This window comes from Flavilitoribacter nigricans DSM 23189 = NBRC 102662 (assembly GCF_002646595.1).
Lineage (GTDB): Bacteria > Bacteroidota > Bacteroidia > Chitinophagales > Saprospiraceae > Flavilitoribacter > Flavilitoribacter nigricans.
Genome location: NZ_PDUD01000002.1, coordinates 172787 through 193003, shown reverse-complemented (window position 1 = coordinate 193003; position 20217 = coordinate 172787). Strand labels below are relative to the sequence as shown.

Annotated in this window: 11 protein-coding genes; 3 read left to right on the top strand and 8 right to left on the bottom strand. The window is 54.6% G+C overall.

Going from position 1 to position 20217, the window contains the following annotated elements:
- Positions 1-253: 253 nt before the first annotated feature.
- The 3 genes from CRP01_RS02545 to CRP01_RS02535 form a co-directional block, all read right to left on the bottom strand.
- Positions 254-658 (bottom strand): hypothetical protein, encoded by a 405-nt coding sequence (locus CRP01_RS02545; protein ID WP_099148422.1) that lies wholly within the window; start codon positions 656-658, stop codon positions 254-256.
- 268 nt (positions 659-926) lie between these two features.
- A complete protein-coding gene (locus CRP01_RS02540; RefSeq protein ID WP_099148421.1) occupies positions 927-4202 on the bottom strand; it encodes a M12 family metallo-peptidase in 3276 nt (1091 codons plus the stop codon).
- 292 nt (positions 4203-4494) lie between these two features.
- Entirely contained in the window at positions 4495-6066 is a 1572-nt protein-coding gene (locus tag CRP01_RS02535) for an N-acyl-D-amino-acid deacylase family protein (protein WP_099148420.1), read from the bottom strand.
- A 327-nt stretch (positions 6067-6393) separates the two neighbouring features.
- Here CRP01_RS02535 and CRP01_RS02530 point away from each other — a divergent pair, with 327 nt between their 5' ends.
- Positions 6394-6753, top strand: coding sequence for a DUF4180 domain-containing protein (locus CRP01_RS02530; protein ID WP_099148419.1), 360 nt, complete (start codon positions 6394-6396; stop codon positions 6751-6753).
- 125 nt (positions 6754-6878) lie between these two features.
- On the opposite strand, the gene CRP01_RS02525 is transcribed toward CRP01_RS02530, so the two are convergent.
- On the bottom strand, positions 6879-8522 hold the full coding sequence (locus CRP01_RS02525) for a hypothetical protein (protein WP_099148418.1): 1644 nt from the start codon (positions 8520-8522) through the stop codon (positions 6879-6881).
- Positions 8523-8733: 211 nt separating this feature from the next.
- On the opposite strand from CRP01_RS02525, the gene CRP01_RS02520 reads away from it, so the two are divergent.
- Together CRP01_RS02520 and CRP01_RS02515 are read left to right on the top strand one after the other, a co-directional pair.
- The gene (locus tag CRP01_RS02520) at positions 8734-9939 is read left to right on the top strand and encodes a Gfo/Idh/MocA family protein (protein ID WP_099148417.1); all 1206 of its coding nucleotides are present in this window, start codon (positions 8734-8736) and stop codon (positions 9937-9939) included.
- Positions 9940-9992: 53 nt separating this feature from the next.
- Positions 9993-12704, top strand: a complete 2712-nt coding sequence (locus CRP01_RS02515; protein WP_099148416.1) for a cation-translocating P-type ATPase — start codon at positions 9993-9995, stop codon at positions 12702-12704.
- Between the two features lie 283 nt (positions 12705-12987).
- Here CRP01_RS02515 and CRP01_RS02510 read toward each other — a convergent pair whose 3' ends face one another.
- The 4 genes from CRP01_RS02510 to CRP01_RS02495 all read right to left on the bottom strand — a co-directional run bounded on the left by CRP01_RS02510 (position 12988) and on the right by CRP01_RS02495 (position 20175).
- Positions 12988-15543 (bottom strand): cation-translocating P-type ATPase, encoded by a 2556-nt coding sequence (locus CRP01_RS02510; protein ID WP_222845646.1) that lies wholly within the window; start codon positions 15541-15543, stop codon positions 12988-12990.
- Between the two features lie 94 nt (positions 15544-15637).
- Entirely contained in the window at positions 15638-17407 is a 1770-nt protein-coding gene (locus tag CRP01_RS02505) for an HAD-IIB family hydrolase (protein ID WP_099148414.1), read from the bottom strand.
- Positions 17408-17625: 218 nt separating this feature from the next.
- A complete protein-coding gene (gene glk / locus CRP01_RS02500; RefSeq protein WP_222845645.1) occupies positions 17626-18696 on the bottom strand; it encodes a glucokinase in 1071 nt (356 codons plus the stop codon).
- A 255-nt stretch (positions 18697-18951) separates the two neighbouring features.
- On the bottom strand, positions 18952-20175 hold the full coding sequence (locus CRP01_RS02495; protein ID WP_099148413.1) for a bactofilin family protein: 1224 nt from the start codon (positions 20173-20175) through the stop codon (positions 18952-18954).
- Positions 20176-20217 lie beyond the last annotated feature (42 nt).

The following is a 20217-nucleotide window of genomic DNA, read 5'->3' as shown; positions in this document are numbered from 1 at the left end:
ATGGTCGGTGCGATAAGCGTTGATCCGAATCTGTCGACGCTTAGGTTATTTCATTGATTTACGGTATTGATCCGGAAAAAGGGTAGGAGCGTGCCGGCCAAACCGGTCACCGCATTATTCAGGCTGATGGAAACAGCCAGACTGGTTGGAACCCACACGCTGAGCAAGGCATAAGGCCCGATGACCATAAACCTTACACGTCCGGATTATCGAATGGACGTTTCCTACCCCAAATATTGAAAATGAAATTGGATTAGCAATCCAGCTTGAGCGATTGAAAGAGGATGTACTTCTTGCAACCGGCGTCCGATGCCCGGGTGCTTGTTACCCGTGGTTGGGCGTGGGAAGTTCGGTCGGCACTCAGGGGGAAATTGGCGGTGTCGGTCAAACCCGAAACAGACTGATGACCGGCCTCTTCCTCCTGGCTGTCTTCCTGATTGCTGTTTTCACTGACTTCGACCAACAGAAAGTGCTGCGGAGTTTCAGCCTGGGGCTGATTACCGAAGATCGGATGGCCGTAGTTTTCTTGAAAGGTGATGCCGGCAGTAGAGAGATCCGGCTCGTTCAGTGGCGAGAAACCAAGGCACACAATGCTCCCCAGAAGCGGGAGGATGATGAGCCAGCGGTAGAAAAGATGATCGGTAAGAGATCTACACATTTCTAATTTCTCGTTTTGAACTAAGAAAGGCCAATGTAGGCATTTGAGCGTGGATTTCAATTTTTATCGCGTTAAAAAATTGGCGGGATTTTTATATTCATACTTTCTCCACAATCTCTCTCCAACTTTAAATGCTCCGGTCTTATCACCCGATTTTTGTCGATCCGAAATGGACAAAGCGCCTTCGGATTCCCTGAAAATGACTAGTGGCCCTGCCGCTCCGGGCAACAGGACCACTAGTTAATTGCTTATCTTTTTATCTCATCCCTTAATCCCGGGCAACGATCAACCGTTTGGTCATCGTATCTCCGGAAGGCAGGTAGATGGTGATCAGGTAAACCTGACTCTGACCGGACCACGCCTGCGTATTCAGCAGCAGTGCATCCTGCTCCTGGATCTCGTAGCTGGCTACCTGGGCGCCCTGCAGATTGCGGACGATCACCCGGGCTTCTTCCAGCGTAAGGCCGAAACGCAGCAGAGATTGTCCCGTAGTGGGGTTCGGGTACAGTTTCAGTTCGCTTTGATCCGGCGCATTGCCCGGTAACAGCAGATTCCGCGGGAAACTGGCGCAGGACACCACTGTACTGAGATCTATGCTGAGTACGGTAGAGCTGGCCCCGCCGTAAGCATTGCGCAGGGTAACGGTAATGCTTTTTACCACTTCCGGTATACTCACGTTTACGGTACTCTGGGTTTCACCGCTGAAAGTGCCGTAAGGAACTGTAGTGTCCGTGGCATCTACATAAGTGACCGTCACTTCTTCGATAAAGCGGAGATCGGGTTTACCGCCGGTCCGCGCGGACAGATCACTGATGGTGAAGTTAATGCCGGAGTGCGTACCGCTGAAGTTCAGCGTGGAACTGGCCGACCCGGTACCGCTGTAGGAAAGCGGATTGGGGCTAAAGGTGCTGGTGACTTCATTGGAACAATTGCTCGGATCACAGGCATCGGGGATACCGTCGCCGTCACTGTCAATTCGGTCATCGCCACCCGGGCAGACATCTTCCCCGTCGCAGACGGTGTCATTATCACTATCGGCATAAACTCCGGTACAATTACAATCCGGTCCGTAAACATCGTCTATCGTACAGGGATCGCCGTCATCACAGGGCATACCGATGAGGCTGTCATCCAGACCAGGACAAACATCTTCCGTATCACAAATACCGTCGCCGTCAGAATCCAGGCAGGATGGGAAAGGCACACAGTAATCAATAGCGCTGAGATTCACGGAAAGGGTAACCGGCGCGGAACCGTCATAACCGTCGCTCAGTTCAACCGTGACCGATTGGATGCCGTCGGAAATGGATACAACGACCGTACCATTACTTCCTCCGTCAAAAGTACCGTAGTTCTGGGTGTTGCCACCGCCATCGATATAAGTGATGGTAACCAGCTCGGCGTAGCGACCCCGTGGGTTACCGCTCAACTCGCGATCCAGACCGCTGATGGTGAAAGCTGCATCCTTGCTGCCGGCCTCAAAAGTAAAAGTGGTACCGGTCGCTCCGGTTCCGTCGTGCACGAGCGGGTTAGCCGGGAAGTCACCTACCGCCGGATTACAATCACAAAAGTCGGGAATACCGTCGCTGTCACTGTCCAGGCTATCATCGCCGCCGGGACAAATGTCATCTCCGTCGCAAACCCCGTCACCATCGGAATCCGTAAAGGTACCGGCACAATTACAATTTGCATCCATGATGTCTCCGGTAGTACAACTTTCTCCGTCGTTGCAGGGAGCGCCGGGATAGGCATTGGCGTCATTGTCATTACAATCCGTATTGTCGGTGACATAACCCGCCGGAGGAACACAATCGAGAACCGTCACATTGGGATCCCCGAAACCATCCCCGTCCGCATCGGCATAATAGCTGGTACGGGTAGAGCGGGTAAAGTTGGAAGAGGCCGCGTCGTTGGTAGTATCCTCATCCTGCACACCATTGGGCGAAGTGGTGTAAGCTGAGAAGAAATGACCGCCTTCGGCGAAGGCGATATCCGGCAAATTCACCTGGGTAGAATTCCCGATGGCCAGGTTGCCGGTCCAGTTAAAACTACCGGCGGGTGATCCGTCCACTTCGTAATTGATCGTCACACTGGTCAGGTTATCGGTGCCGAAGTTGGACAATTCCACCGTAGGCGTCACGGTCTCGGTACAGATGGTTCCGCTTGGCGTAATAATACTGGTAATACCGGCATCATTTACCGTGGGCGCGCCACAGGCGATCAGGCAGGAAGAGTTGTAGACCCGGCTGCGGATCAGGTCTCCCGGCTGCGGACCAAAACCCAGGGCCAGGTCAATGCCGACACCCCCTACGAGGTGGCAATAGCTCATTATGGTTCCCTTCGAGGGGATAGGGCCGTTGCAGCCTTCACTGTAGCCGGCCGCCGGTCCGCAACCGTCAATCGCGGTATTGTCGCCGTTCCACACACAGGCGTGGGTATGGCTGGAGCCCAGGTTATGGCCGATTTCGTGGGTGACCACTTCAATGGTCCAGCTGTAAGTAGGTACTTCGTTGAACGTAGAATTGATATCGCTGTAACCTACTCCGTAGAAGGAATTACAAAGTACATTCAGGTAGGCGATACCGCCACCTCCATTGTAACCTACGAGATGGGCGAGGTCACCGTTATATTCTCCGTTGAGATTATTGCGGAACTGGGTCAGGTAGTTGCTGGTGGAGGTACCGGTGTAGGGATCGACGACATCCCAGACCACTACTTCGTTCAGTACCAGATTGATGGCTTCGTTGGCGTACAGAATGGACACCTGGTTGAAGACAGCGGTAACATAATCGGCAGCCTGGGTCACACCTCCCCGGCTTTGATAGATGTCGTAATCCACTTCTACATACATCCGCACACAATTGTCGGCGGCTTTGGTATAGGCAGTCACCGAATCGTCGTGTTTGCCCCGGCCGATATTGTGTTCATCATCATCCGTGAAGCAATTGGACGGCGGCGTCTGCTGCAGGTCTTCGGCCCGGTAGAAAACATGGAGGCCGTCTTTCTTGCCTTCCATACGCCCCAGGTTAAAGGTCGAACCTTCGAGGTGGACCAGACCGGAAACTTCTCCATCGATGACGGTGATAGCCGCCAGCGATTCGGGATGCCCGTCTACGATACCCCAATAATAGGCTCCTCCCTGGTAATCCAGGGGACGGCTGCGGTCGGAAGCGGCATAGACGTTAAAATTGTCACTGAAGATGTCGGCGCGTTCCAGGCGCAGATTGATCGATTCCCCAACCGGGTTGGGAAGGCGGAGTTTGAGCACCTCCTCCGGTCTTTCCAGAAGAGTGGTCACGGCCGTCTGATCCATCCGCAGGTAACTGGCGGACCGGAGATTACCGGCTTGTTTTTGCTTAACCTCCTCGGGTGCGGGGACCTCTGTCAGCAGAGGAGTAACCGGCGCACGGGTCAATGCTGCTTCCTTGGTGGCAATGGATTTGGCGATACTCAGGGTAGTTGGTTGGGCCAGTAGATCGCCGGCAGGCCGGAAGACGGCTACACATACTGCGAGGAGAAACAGTACAATCTTGCAATTATTCATAGAGACTTTTATAAAGAGTGTTAAGAAATAACAATTCCAGGTCACTTCGTGCCGAAGCAACTAAGACAACGCTAATGCATTGCACGATAAGTCTCTCGAGTAATGTTTAACTCAAAAAAAATGCTATTTGAAAATATGGGGAGGTAAGATGCGTGTTACCTATTTATTTGGGTGGAGGAGGGGTATAAAGACAAACATAATAAAAAAAATCATAATTATCCGAAAAAGCCGGGCGAAGAATGGAAATTAGGAATCGTGGTTCTGCCACTCAAGCGGCAGAACCACGGTTCGGTTATTTTTTGACGACCCGGCCGTTTCGGCCCATGAGTTTTCCGGATTGCCAGGCGACCTCACCGTTAACGATCACCCAGTCCATACCTTCGGACCACTGGTGGGGTTCGCTGAAGGTGGCTTTGGCCTCGATCCGCTCGGGATCGAAGATGAGCAGATCGGCAAAATAGCCCGTCCGGAGGTGCCCGCGGCCGGCCATACCCAGGGTTTCGGCGGGCAGACTGGTCATTTTGCGGATAGCCTCGGGCAGAGAAAACAGTTTTTCTTGCTGTGCGTAGGTGGTCAGGATCTTGGTGAAACTGCCGTAGCCACGCGGATGCCGCATGGTTGGGCTGCCGTCCGAGCAGATCATCACGTGGGGATCCTGTAACAGCCGGGCTTGCAGGTCTTCATTCATCACAAAATAGGCTCCCGAAGCGCCGCCGGGGCCGATGTCCAGCAACACCTCTTCAAAAGGGCGCTCCTGTTCCCGGGCTACTTCGGCCAGGGTTTTACCGGCAAAGGGCGCCGTACCGAAGAGTGTGGCTTCCGGACCATTGCGATCGGTGATCTTCTGCCGGAGAAAGGCCAGCAGTTCCTCCCGCCGGGCCTGTTTGACGTCTCCGTAAATATTGGGCGGTTTGGCCCACTGCGGGAATACGATCCCGATACCGGTATAGCTGGCGGTATAGGGATAAACATCGGCGGTGACCGTATGGGTAGAGGCCCGGCGGGCGGAATCAAGCATGGCCAGGACCTCTTCGGCGCGCCCGGCTCCTTTTCCGTAAACCACTTTCAGGTGGGAGGCCTGCACATTGGCGTATTGCCCCTGCCGCAGCAATTCGCGCAGCGAGGCTTCGATCGCATCGTTGTCTTCATTGCGCATATGGCTCATGATGAGCCCGTTCCGTTGGCCCACGATTTTGGCCAGGGCGATCAGTTCCGCATCTCCGGCGTAGGTGCCGGGTGTATACTCCAGGCCCGTGGTCATGCCGAAGCAGCCGGCATCCAGGGCGGCGCTCAACAGTTCTTCCATTCGCCGGAGGCCGTCCTCGCCCGGTTCCCGGTCGTAATCCACACCGCTGAGGCGGCGCAGCGTACCGTGGCCGGCAAAAAGCGCGATATTCACTCCGGTTCGGATGCTGTCCACCTGATCCATCCAGGGGCGCAGGTCCTCAAATCCCGGACTGCCGCCGTCCTGCCCCAGGCAGATCGTGGTGACGCCCTGAGCCAGAAAATTCTCAAATGCGGGCGTTTCCGTCGGATCGCCGTGCGCGTGGGTATCGATAAAGCCGGGAGTAACATATTTGCCTTTGGCATCGATAATCTGCTTAACCGAGACCAGCGCCGTATCGATCAGGCCGATAAAAACAATGGAATCCTGTTGGATAAGAATGTCGGCCCGCCGGGCTACGCTGTCGGTGCCGTCCAGTACCTGACCACCGCTGATCAGCAGATCGTATTCCTGCCCACCGGCGGCGAGAAATTCCTGGAACGGATCGGTAGACGTACAGGCCGCGAATAGGATGTTGGTGAGCAGAACAAAAATTAAAAAGCGAGTTGAAAATACGGATGGTAAGGAGATGTGCTGCATGTTGTGAGTTTAAAGATGGTTGTAAATTCCTACACCGCAAGCCCGGGCAGAAGGCTGCATTGGGACGGGTAAGGAAAGATGCCTTGGGTCTCGCTTCGGTTTTCAAATGTAGCTATTCTTCCCAGGAATCGAACGCAAATTTCGCTCATTGTATCCGGAGGGGATTTTCAAAAAGCGCGGTCGGGGGCTTTCATTGAAGCTTCCGCAGAGGCTTTGTGACGATGCTCTCGTTGAGGTTCTAAAGGAACAAAAGAAATTAGCCGTTCTGGAATTTTAGCTAACCAAATGATGTTCTAGAGGGTTGGATGGATTCAGAAAAATTAGAACATGGAAATCAGATTGATCGAAAGAGATGGAGCCACCATCGCTCTGCCGGCGACCACCCAATACCGGATCCGCAATGCGCAGGATGCCGCCGAGCTATTGGTCAACAGCCAGTATGCGGGGACCAATAAAGTAGTCCTTTTTGCGGAGCAGCTGGTGCCGGAATTTTTTGAATTGAGATCGGGAATTGCCGGAGAGATCCTGCAAAAATTCTCCACTTACAACGGATATCTCGCCATTATCGGCGATTTTTCCGGCTACAACAGCCAAAGCCTGCAGGATTTTATCTACGAAAGTAACCGGCAGCGGCGGATTAACTTTGTGGCTACGGAGGACGAGGCCTTCCAGGCGCTGATCCGTTAAAAGCAGAAGTGTCGATTCCATGCTGGATGATCATCGGGGCACCGGAAAGTTTCCGATGCCCCGAATGTCAACATGATACCCACATGATCGGCTAACCCCAAAACCGGTCTGAAACCGGCTGGTCTTTAGCCGTTTCCCTTTTTCTTTTTGGTTTTCGGTACTATCCGGGGTGGTACCTTGGGCGCCATCCGGGGAGTCGTTCGTGGCGTCACCCGGGGTTGGGGCGTTTTGGATCGCTCGATAGTTCGCCGGTGCTGATCCACCCCTTTATTAATTTTCGGCACTTCTTTTTTGGGAGGCGTATCGATCCTTACCCTGGGAGTGATACGGATCCGGTCGGGTTCCACCCGCCTGGGGACGGTCTGCCGGGGAGGTGTACTTTGCGGTGCCGTACGCGGCACATTAGTGTCCGGGCGCGTGATCGTCCGAGTGGGCGCACTCCGCTTTGCGTTGGTACGGTTGAGTTCTGGATACTTATTCCGGTGCCGGTCCAGGTATTCCGTCGGCGAGAGTTCTTTTTCCAGTTTTTTGCGGTTGTACTGCGCACGGTCCAGTTCAAATTTGCCGTATTCCCGGAATCGTTCAATACTGTTGCGATCATCCTGCAGCCAGGCTTCGGTGATCACTTCCCGGTTGTTTTGCTGCCAGCTTCGCACATTTACTGCAATGCTGCTGGTTCCGGGTCGGGGACCGTAGTAGGTGTGTCGCACAAATTGCCGCGACAGGTGGGGATAGTAATAATGGTGGTATGGCCGGTTGAAATACCAGAAGGTAAAATAAAAGGACGGCAGCCGGTTGATGATAAAGGTACCATCCAGCACGACATAAAAGCCGGATTCGTACCAGATCGGGTAGGGGCGCCAGCGTGGATAGTAATACCAGTTAGGAAATCCGAACCAGTAGGGATAGTTGTAGTAGAAATATTGCTCTATCACGTATTTATCGCGGTCCGGCTCCTCTTCGGCATACATATCGTCATAGGCATAATACACGTCATCGTAGCCGTATTCCTCGGCAAATTCCTCGGAGGCAGTGCGGAGTTCGGCCATCACCTCCGGATCTTCACCGACGCTTTTCTGCCAGGTTTCCAGCTCGCGGGTATTGGCTTCCGCCACTACCAGATTGAGGCTGTCCATCTGGCGATTGAGCTGTTCCGGATCTTTTCGGTACAGATCTCCTACCAGGATGGTCATGCGGATATTCTCCGTCAGCAGGCTGAGCACTTCCGGCAGATCGACCAGGTCGAGATAAGCCTCTCGGGTATCGGAAGGATAAGTAGCGATGAGGACATTGAACTGGTGATCCGCGGCCAGATGCATTTCATCCATTTCCAGCAATAGTCCTCCGTACCGGCGAAAAGCCTGCCGGGCCCGGGCGTGGATCACTTCCGGGTAATCCACCAGAATGTCTTCAATATTTCGTGCGCCGATCTCTTCGGCCAGGGCCAGACGGGAGACCAATCCCGGATAACGGGCCAGGTCATACAGGGTATTTTGCTGATCCTGATCCAGAGATGCGATCAGTTGCCGGAACTGGCGGCTGGTCTTGTTCTGCAGGCTTTCGATCTTGATCAGCAGTTCCGGATATTTCGCGGCTTCCAGAATATCCGAACGGGTATCCTGCGGATACATGACCAGGGCCTCGATGGCCGCTTTATCATTTGCTTCCCATCCGTCGAACAAAGGCGGGTCGGGTTGAGCGGAGAGCAGGAATGGGAAGAGGATCAGCCATCCGAATATCCACGGCAGGAATGCGATTTTTGTTTTCATGGCTTGGTTCTTTTTGGTGCTCGGACAATGGTTTTCAGACTATGGAATTTACTGGATTTTTTGCGGTGGTATAAGGTCATTTGTCATGTTTTGCAATGATGGTTATCAGTTGAAAAACAGGCAGATAGCGCGAACTTTAGACAGGTAGTAATGCTCTTAGACGGATAATTGCTTTCGGGTAAGATCCGCTCAGCGAAAAACACAAACACCAATGAAAAGAAGAACCTTCCTCGAAAAGAGCGCTCTGGCCACATCCGCCATGCTGGTCGGACCACAAATTTTTGGAGACACGGCGGGAATTGCCAAAAACGATGTACTTCAGATCGGGGTGATCGGTACCGGTGATCGCGGTGGCGGACTCATTCGCACCCTACAACAATTTCCCAAACTGAAAGTAGTAGCCGCTTCGGACATCCTGCCGTTCCGGTTGGAAAAGGCGATCGCCGATGCCGGCAGCGGTACCAAAGCTTATCCCGACTACCGGGAGCTGCTGGACGATAAGGAGGTAGATGCGGTCATCATTGCCACGCCGCTTTCCATGCACTTTGAGATGTCCAAAGCCGCGCTGGCCGCCGGCAAACATGTCTACCAGGAAAAAACAATGACCTATCAGATCCGGGAAGCACTGGATCTGGTCCATCTGGTAGAGCAGCACAAAGGCCAGGTATTTCAGGTTGGCCATCAGTACCGCTACCTGCCGCTTTACTTCAAGGTAGCCGAAATGATCCGCGGCGGTAGCATCGGTGAAGTGACGAATGTCTACGTCCAGTGGAACCGCAATGCCGACTGGCGCCGTCCGGTACCCGAACCCGGTTACGAACGCCTGATCAACTGGAGAATGTACCGCGAATACTCCGGCGGCCTGACGGCAGAACTGCATTCCCACCAGATCGATTACATCAACTGGATCTTTAATTCGCATCCGGAGAAAGTCACCGGCTTCGGCGGTATCGATTACTGGAAAGACGGCCGGGAAACCTTCGACAATGTGAACTCCCTGCTGCGTTATCCCAACGGTATGAAGGTCAACTGTATTTCCCTGACCGCCAACGCCCACAACGGTTATCTGATGGAATTCCGGGGTTCCAAGGGCACCATCAGTCTCGGTATTGACAAGGGTCGCCTGTTCTTCGAACGCCCGAACAGTAAAGTAATGGGTACGGTCGACGGCGTAAGCGGCGCGACCATGAAAATGATGGAAGCCAATCAGGGCATGGAACTGAATGGTGATAATACAAAGGAAGGTTGGGAAGGTACCCACTACGCTCTGCAGGAATTTTACGAATGTATTCGCGATAATCACCAGCCGGTTTCCAACATCTACACCGGGGCCCGGACGGCGATCAGCGTGCGTATGGCCATTGACGCCATGCGGAACGAGGAAATGCAGTTTTGGCAACCGGAATACGAAATTTGATCATCCGCGGATCCTGAACGAAGACAGGCAAAACCAGAATACCGGAGCTCATTATGAACACCGCTCCCGCGAAAATATCGACCGTAAAAGAAATATACGCCCTGCCGTTAGCAGCGTATCTGATGACGGCATCCGATGTGGTTCATTCATTGGAAGTGTCAATAGACACCGGCCTGACCACGGAGGAAGCGAAAAGCCGTCTGGAGCAGGTTGGCCCCAATGAATTGGAACTCTACCGTCAAAAAAGCCTGCTCCAGCTATTCCTCGAACAATTCAAGAGTCCACTGGCCTGGGTACTGGCGCTGGCATCAGCGCTGGCGTTCGGTTTTGGTGAAGACCTCGAGGCCATCGCCATTCTGGTGGTCATCCTGATCAATGCCATTATCGGATTTGCCATGGAATGGCAGGCCATGAGCTCCATGGAAGCCCTGCGCCAACTCACCCAAACCTTTGCCCGGGTCTACCGCAATGGTAAACTGGTAGAAGTAGAAACTGCCGGTCTGGTACCCGGAGATGTAGTGTACCTGGAAGCCGGAGATATTCCCGCCGCCGATATGCGGTTGCTGGAAACGGTCAATCTGGGGGTCAATGAATCCGCCCTTACCGGGGAGAGCGTTGCGGTCAGTAAGCAGATAGAACCGATTGCCGCCACCACGGTTTTGGGGGATCAACGAAATATGTTGTTCCGGGGTACGGTGGTAAGTCGCGGGAATGCCCGGGCGGTGGTAGTGCGTACCGGCTCTCGGACTGAGATCGGTAAGATCGCCGACCTGGCGCAACGCGCGAGCAAGGAAGTAACCCCGCTGGAGAAAAAGCTGAGTAAACTGAGTCAGAAGTTGATCTGGCTGGCGCTGGCCCTGGCCCTCATGATCCTGGTGATCGGTCTGCTCCAGGGCCGCGATATTTTTCTGATGATCGAAATGGCGATTGCGCTGGCGATCGCAGCGGTGCCCGAAGGTTTACCGGTCGTAGCTACGATCGCCCTGGCCCGGGGCATGTTGCGGCTGGCGCGGCAGCAGGTGATCGTGAAAAAGCTCAGTGCGGTAGAAACCCTGGGTGAAACCCAGGTGATCATTACGGATAAGACCGGCACCCTGACCGAAAATCAGTTGTTGCCGGATGTCATGGGTTTTGAATTCGGCACCGCCGGCGTTCATTTTCAGGGAGAACAACTGGTGTTGGATGATCCCGCGGATCGGTATCTGTTGCAGACCTACGCCCACAGCCAATTACAGCACGTGGCGGTACTCTGTAATAATGCCAGCCTGGATGAACACCCCTCCGGACCGGGTACCGGTGATCCGCTGGAAATAGCATTGCTGAAAATGGTAGCGGGAAGTGATACCGCTCCCGCAGCGATCCGAGACGCTTACTCCCGGATCCGCGAAATCCCCTTTGACAGTGAACGCAAGATGATGGGCACCCTCCACAAAAACGGTCGACGACCGGATTACCTGGTGTGCATCAAAGGAGCCATGGAGATCCTGCTCCGGGAAAGCGATTACATATTGACCGTGGACGGGAAGATCCCACTGTCCGAAACACAACGACGGGCCTGGATGGATAAGGCGGATACCCTGGCGGCCAAAGGCCTGCGGGTGTTAGGTTTCGGATACAGTGAAATCCCCGTACCCAAGGCAGATTTTTTTGAAAACATCGTCTTCATCGGTTTTGTCGGCTTTCTCGATCCTCCCCGGCAAACGGTAAAAAGTGCGATCGATCGGTGTAAGGCAGCCGGGGTGCAGGTCGTTATGGCCACCGGGGATCATCCGGAAACGGCCAAAAATATCGGTTTGAAAACCGGACTGATCGGTTTCGCCGAAAGCCCCGTGATCAAAGGCCCGGACATTAAACCACCGGCCGAGCTCAGCGAGCGGGAGAAACAACGACTCCTCAGCGCCCGGATCTTTGCCCGGGTCAATCCGGCCCAGAAGCTGCACCTCGTGGACCTTTTTCAGCAGGAAGGTTTCATTGTCGGCATGACCGGCGACGGCGTCAACGATGCGCCGGCCCTGAAAAAAGCAGATATCGGCATTGCCATGGGCAGCCGGGGTACCGAAGCCGCCAAAGAAGCTTCGGACCTGGTACTGAAGGACGACCAGTTTGCCTCGATTACCGAAGCGATCCGGCAGGGGCGGGGCATCTTTACCAATATCCGCCATTTCGTGATCTACCTCATCTCCTGTAATTTAAGTGAGCTGCTGATCGTGGCCGGGGCCTACCTCTCCAATCTCGCACTGCCACTGTTCCCTCTGCAGATTCTGTTTATGAACATGGTGACGGATGTATTTCCGGCCCTCGCACTCGGGATGAACCGGGTCGATGACGGCGTCATGGAGCGGCCGCCCCGGGGTAAAGGAGAACCCATCATTACCCCACACGCCTGGCGGGCAATCATCGAATACGCTCTGGCCCTGACCGTTGCCACCATAGGAGCCTTCCTCTGGGCCATTTATTATTTACAACTGGGGGATGCACCGGCCAATAATTTTGCGTTTTACACCATAATTATCGCTCAACTCTGGCACGTCTTCAATCTGCCGGACCCGCACCAGTCCTTTTGGCGCAATGCCATCACCCGCAATCCTTATGTCTGGATGGCCCTCGCCGGCAGTATTCTCATTATGCTATTGGCTTACTGGATAGCGCCCTTACAGGCAGCTCTGCACCTCGTACCTTTTCGGATGGAATGGCTGGGCTGGGTACTGCTGTTCAGCATAACGCCGGTAATGATGGTCCGGATCGCCCGATTGCTGAGATTATAGGTGTTAATGTTTTAAAGTGTTAAGGTGTTGATGTTGGTGTTCGGCGACTAATTGCCTGGCTATTATGTTGACGGCCTTTCTTTTGCTGTTGGATTGGTGGTTTGGGAGCAGGGGGGAGGTGTTAGTTGTTTAGGTGTCAGGTGTCAGGTGTCAGGTGTCAGTTAGCAGGAGTCAGGTGTCAGGTGTCAGTGTTAAAACTTAACCGACACTGTCCACAACCGTCAACCGTCCACCTTCGACCGTCAACCGTCACCCATCGACCGTCTACCAACACCGTCAACCGTCAACCGTCCACCTTCGACCATCGACCGTCAACCGTCCCCCACCCCTTCACCAACTCAAACCAAAGCGTCGTACCCGCCCCCACCGCCACGGCAATCCCCAACTGCAGCCAACTCAGCGGCGCGATGCCGAAAAAGGCTGCCAGGGGCGGCAGATACACCATGAGCAACATCAAACTAATGGTCAGAAGCAGGATCCAGACCATGCGACGGTTCTTATAGCGGATCGTTTGGAAGATGGAATAATAAAAGGAGCGGTTGACCAGCGTTAAAAAAATATTAGCGATCAGTAGTGTAAGGAAGACCAGACTGCGGGTAGTGGTCTCGGATAGCCCCTGCGCCAGGCCGTAGCCGTAGACACCCAGTACGCCGGCCGTGATCACCAGGCCCTGCAGAATGCTGGTGAGCAATTCCCGGGTGCCAAAAAAAGTCTGGCCGATGGCCCGTGGCGGTCGGTCCATGGTATTGGGTTCCATCGGTTCGTTTTCGTAGACGATTGAACAGGTCGGGCCCATGATCAGTTCCAGGAAGATGACGTGCACCGGACTGAAGATGGCGGCGTATTTCCAGTTGAGCAATATGGGAATGGTAACGGTAAGAATAATGGGAATGTGAATGGAAATGATGTACTGGATCGCCTTTTTGAGATTGTCGTAAATACGGCGTCCTACGGCGACGGCTTCCGCAATGGCATCCAGTTTTCCGTTTACCAGGATCAACGATGCGGCCCTGCGGGCGATCTCGGTACCCTGCAGCCCCATGGCAATACCGATGTGAGCGGCTTTGAGGGCGAGCCCGTCATTGACCCCGTCACCCGTCATTCCCACGATCAGGCCCTGATCTTTGAGCGACTGGACAATCCGGAGTTTTTGTTCCGGCGCGATCCGGCAGAATAGTTCCGTTTCGCGGGTGGTTTCCGCCAGCTGCTCCGGGGAAAGTTCATCCAGCTCGGCCCCGGTGATCGGGGGATGGTCAAAAACAAAACCGCTCTGGCGGGCAATGGCGGTCGTGGTATTAATGCTGTCGCCGGTGATGATCTTGAGCTGAATACCGGCCCGATAGAGCCGCTGGAAGGAAGCCTGGATATCTTTTTTGGGTGGATCGTAGAATCCCACCAGACCGAGGAATTCGAAGGTAAGATCCTGTTGTTTTGCCGGTAGCGTTTCGGGGATCTTGTCGACCCGCCCTACGCCCAGTATCCGTAGCCCCTGGGCCGATAGCCGGTCGATCTTTTCCCGGATGTGTTCTTTCTCGGTTTCGCTGAGCCGGGTACAAGCCAGTACCGCCTCCGGGGCACCTTTGGTGGCGATGATCTCGGGCCGGTCCGTACGGGAAAATACGTGGGTCATCATCGGCGGTTTGCCGGAAAGCGGATACTCATCTACCATGTGGTAAACGCCTCTCTCGTCTGTGGGCGCAAGCTGCTCGTAGGCCCTGTGCAGGGCCTGTTCCATAGGATCAAAAGGAGTTGTTTCACTGGCCCACATGGCCGTTTGGATCAATTCCAGATCAGCTCCGGGGCCGGCTTCCCGGCTGCTCTTGATGGTATCGTCCTGATAGGTGTAGAGGTGCCGCAGTTCCATCCGGTTTTCGGTGATGGTGCCGGTTTTATCCAGGCAGAGCACATTGACCGACCCCAGCGATTCGGTTGTATTGGACCGTTTGACGATGATATCCTGTTTGGCAAGGCGAAATGCTCCCAGCGCCAAAAATACCGTAAAGGCCACGGGGATCTCCTCGGGCAGCACGGACATAGCGATGGTCAGACCTTCCAGCAGGCTGTTCAGGAATTCCCGGGTGCGGAAAAAATCCACCAGCAGGATGAGGAAGAAAACAGCCGTACCCAGTATGGCCATTCTTTTAACGAAGCGCTCCACCTGCAGCTGTAAGACCGACTTTTGCTGGTCGAGTTCGTCGATCGCCCGGCCGATCTGGTGCATACGGGTCTGCTCGGCAACGGCAGTAGCGCGGACCACCCCCTGACCGGACAGGGCCAGGGTTCCCTGAAAGATCTGTTGTTCTTCCGCATTCCCTTCTACCTGTTTGGATACCGCAAAAGCCTCTCCGGTGAGAATGGATTCGTTGACGCTGAGGTCATTGGCCAGCACGAGTTGCCCGTCTACCGGTATCAGGTCACCTTCCGTGACCACCACGAAATCACCCGGTACCAGCGCCTCCCGTTTGATCTCCAGCAGGCGATTGTCCCGGATCACGCGGACAAGCACCTGGGTGTAGGCGTTCAGCGCATCCAGAGCCTGCTGCGCCCGCGAGCTCTGATACCAGGAAATGGCTGAGATAAGGGCAATAGCGCCCAGCATGAAAAAAGCTTCGGTGGTTTCCTGCAGAATGAAATAGATACTGGCGGTAACGATCAGGATCAGGAACATCGGTTCGGTAACGATCTCCCGGACGATCCGCCAGCCCGGACTTAGTCCCCGTCGGCTCTCTTGTTCCCCCCGGGAAGCGCGGATACGGTCAACTTCGGCCGTGCTCAGGCCGGGGAGCGGGTACGGGTTTTCTGTGTTACCCGGCGACAAGGATGTACTCTTTGTATCCAATGCGGTCATTTTATTAACGTGTCTTCCCTTGCGGGATCCACTACGATATTTCAGCCAGCGGCAACTTCCGATCGGTTAAAGTCGGTAATCCGCTTTAGATCAGACTCTCCAGTTCGTCGAAGCGGTTAGCAACCGTAGCGGCCAGGGCCTCTTTCAATTGTTCATCTTTTACCGGTCGCCCCGCCAGTTTGCGGACCTGCCGCGCCAACTCATCATCGTGAATTACCTCGGTCAGCCATTTTTCGAAATCATGTCTTTCGAGGTGAAATTTAATGGTTTTAACGGGAAGTTTGGGAAGCGCCTGCCGGAATTCCCACAAACTTGCTGCCGGACGCACTCCGGGATCCGGGGCGGACACGTGAAAGTAGAATTGTTTGTCCGTCGGCAGCGGCGCCAGGAGGTATTTGTGCAGGTGCCTTACGTGCTGGGTGGAGCGGTTGACGCCGTCCAGCCGAACGATGCCCGAAGCGGGCGCTGACAACTGCGGAGTATCCCCCAGGCAGAGGTACAACTCTCTGGCGTTTAGTTGCCGGAGCTCGTCGAGATCACAGCTCTTTTCCTGTGGTCGGATATTTTTGCGCAACACGTTGATCGTGGCCTGGTGATTGATCTGGGTGAACATCCAGTGATCGATCCCCTGGAGCAATTTTTTCGGCAGGGCATCCGGGTAATAAGTGACAAAGGTGAATCCTCCCCGTTGGGCATTTTCCAAAAACAGGTCCGACAGATGTTCCCCCTCGGTATGACAGAAATAGTGCGCTTCATCGATCAGGAACCAGTGCGGAAGTCCCCGTTTGGCCCGAATGCCACTCAGGGCCTGCATGAATTCCCGCACATAGGTGATCTTTTCATCTCGCTTATACAAGGTCAGGTCCAGAATGATACTCACCCGGGCGTACTCCAGTAAGGTAATGACGTCGCCGACGGAAGGTGGCGAGCTGAAATCACTGCCGAGTACGATCGTACGGGGAAAGGCCCGAATGGAACGGTAATCTCCTTCGGGGTCGATCACACAGACCTGGTAGCCGATCCGGAGCAGCTGTTCCATGATCATTCCGGCCAGCCAGGATTTACCGGTGCCGCTGGATCCGACGATCCCCCAATTACTGTCCAGGAGATTAAACGGGCTGAGGCAAACCGGATCGCCTTCGGTATTTTGTCCCAATTGTATCCGGCGTTGCGGCCGGCAACGGTAGGGAGGGATCTTTCCCGCCAGCAACTGTCCCATCATCTGCCGGCTACCGGCTCCGTTGGGTTGGTTCAGTACCGTATCGGCCAGATCCCGGATGGCGGGAATGGCATTGGCTACCGCCACGGAGAGGTCCGCCTGCTCGAACATACTGCGGTCGTTTTCCGCATCACCGCAAGCGATGACGTTACGGGTGGAATAGCCCAGTTCTTCCAGTGCATACTTTAGTCCGGAACCCTTGGTTGCCCCCGGAGGCAGGATCATAACGGCGCCTTTATTGTACTCGACCGTAGCGGCGTAGCCGGTGTCCGATAGAATGTGAAGTACTTCACGATCGTGGGGGATCCAGGTGGCGGCAATAGCTACGCCGAATTCGATCTCCCGGCCGAGTCCTTCGAGCTTTTGGATAACTTCGGGAGCCAGCCGGCCGAATGGAGTGACCGTTGTATCACTACGGGGGAAATAGATGGTCGCCCCGTTTTCAGCGATAACCGCTTCGCAGATCTCATCGAATGGGCCGATTCCGGGAATGACACTCAGTCGCCGTCCCGTCACCAGGATCAATACAAAACCGGCGGCCTTCATATTGCGCAGGGCCTGCCAGGTCTCGTCGGCTACGATCCCGTCTTTGGCCAGTGTTCCGTCCAGATCCAGTGCTAATATATTCAGGTGCATGGTATCGGGGTATTGGTGAAAAAAGACTGAAACGCTGCTATATATCGGAAGTCGTTGAAAGGTCTTCAACCAAATGCAGTCAGGATCTTACCTAACCGGTTATCTAAAACCGAAGGATCATGATGACGTCCTTCGTATTTATCCCCCATCAACCGTCCACCATCGACCTTCAACCGTCCACCCTCGACCGTCCACCTTCGACCGTCAACCGTCCACCATCAAACCCCCAACGCCCCATAATAAGCCGCACCCAGCAGCGGCGCTTCACTGTTCATGATCACGCTCACCGGAATAGCCTCCACGAGATCCCGCAGTCTACCCGCCTGAAAGAAATGATTCAGGAATGCTTCTTCCCGCAGTTCGTGGTGGATCTTCGGGATAATGCCGCCACCGATGAATAGACCGCCGACCGCTTTGGTCTTCAGACAGAGGTTGGCGGATTCCTGCGCCAGGTATTTGATGAACAGCCGGATCGTTTCCTCACAAATGGGGTATCCTTTCTGGGCGTATGCGCTGATCACGGCCGGTGGGTCGCCGGCGTTAATAGCTTCGCGCAGATCATCGGGGACATCCCACTGCTTATCGACGCGCAGGAAGGTGAAAATATTCTGAATGCCGGGACCGGATACGACGCGTTCCCAACTCACGTGACCGAATTTTCGACGCAGGTAGCGGAACAGATCGAGGTCCAGGTCATTCCGGGGGCCAAAGTCCGTGTGGCCGCCTTCAGTAGCGAACGGGTGGAAGTATTCGCCGTCCCAGTAGAGCGCCGCTTCGCCCAGGCCGGTGCCGGGAGCGATGATGGCGGCATTGCCTTCGATCTCCTGGTGCCCCGCGTACAGTCGGTCCAGTTCCTTTTCCTGGAGGGCAGCGATCCCGTAGGCATTCGCCTCCAGATCATTGAGGATAAAAACTTCCGCCACCTTCAGTTCGCGGATGAGCACTTTGCGGTCCACTTCCCAGTTGAGGTTGGTGGTGGTAGCTTTCCCGCCGATCACCGGGCCGGCAATGCCGATGCTGATGCGATCCGGTCGCTCTTTACCCTGCAGAAAGTCCTCCGCGATGTCGACGAAAGAATGGTAATCCTGGGAAGGGTAGGAGGACTGTTCGATCAGGCGGATCTGCTCGTCCCCAACGAGGAACAGGCCCACATTGGTCTTGGTACCACCGATGTCGGCTGCCAGTACCCGCAGCGATTGGGGGAGTTTGCGACCGCGATTGGGAAAGGCGATCGGGAAATCGGGAATGGATGTGAATGAGTTTTGCCAAATGGCCTCCATGGTTTTCATATGTCTTGCTTTGAAAATGTCGGCTTTGAGTTCACAACATGAGTCATGCGAATCAGGGATTAAACTTGGAATCAATGTGCCTTTAGGCACAAAATGGAGGTAGCAAAATGACCACTTCCCGGCTTAGCGTGCCGTAGGTACGCCATGTAAAACCCATATTGCGTACCTACGGCACGCTGAATCTCTATTGGACGGGCTACCTATAGTTCGTCCCTACGGGACTTTTAACTCCTGATTCGCATGATTCAGGTTGTGCTATACTTCCAGCTCGCTGGCTTCCAGCGGGGCAGTTACTTCGGTCTCCGTTTTCTTACGCAGCAATTCGCTCAGGATCGCGCCGAAGGTGGTAGCGATTGCCATCAGGGAGATCAGCCAGCCGAGGAACGGGATCCAGGAAACTACTTTCAGCAATACGAAAACGCCGGTAGCAACCAGGATCACTTTCCCGTTTTTCCAGCGTACCTGCTGGTATTCCTGCCACCAATAAGTAACAAGAATGGCCGTCAGAATGTGCGCAAAACCAAGGCTTAATCCGTAGGTCGCCAGTGAAAAAATACCCACCGGAATACCGATGATGGAAACCAGTGCGATCAGGATCAGCAGCGGCACGCCCAGGAGATAGAGCATACCGTAGCCGAGGCTGACGGCGTAGTGTCCGATCAGATCGTGGGCCGTATTGCGGAAAAACTTACGGAAGGCCCAGACGAGAATGATCAACAGGACTACAGCCGACAGGATACGCCCTACGGTAAACAGCGCCGAACCGATACCGAAGGCGCCGTGCCAGGAGTAATCATCCTGGTCGGTGCGCAGGGTTTCGTCAAACTGGGCGGTAGCTCCGTCTTTTTGGGCGAACTGAAGATCCACCGGTCCGTCGGCGGTCCAGTAATGGACCTCCTGGTAGAATGCCGCCCGTTCGGTCAGATTCAGCTTTTCGGTGCCGATCCGTGCCGGACCGCGAATGGTACCGGAAAGGTTCAGGGTGCCGGCTTTGATATTGGCAGCCTGCTCGGCAGTACCGTCAAAGAATACTTCCCCGCCGGCGAGTTCTATGTCCCCGAGGACAGTTCCGTAGAGGTTGACGGTGCCGCCACCGGCAAAAAGGTTCCCGTGGATGCGCACATCGCGGTCAATATGCACGGTACCGCCGCCGATAAAAAGGTCCCCGAAGATGTCGGCCCGGATATGGACCTGGCCGGCCATCAGGCGGGCATCATCCATTACCGGAGCCTCCAGGAATAGTTCCTGGGCAATAAGGATGGCGTCTTCGTGGATGGTATCCTGAACGTAACAAAAGCGGGCTGCCGCGATCAGGTCGCCGTAAATAGGGGCATTGATCTTTACGCTATTGGCTCCGACGTAGAGATCATCGTGCACGGCCGTCGTCACCAGTACCTGTTCTCCTTTGCGGATGTCCGTTGCGGATAATTGGGGCAAGGAGAGCAGCAGGAAGAAGATCAGAGCAAATGCGGTTCTCATTTTTTTGATATTTAAGGGGTTATGAGGTCATACGAATGTCGT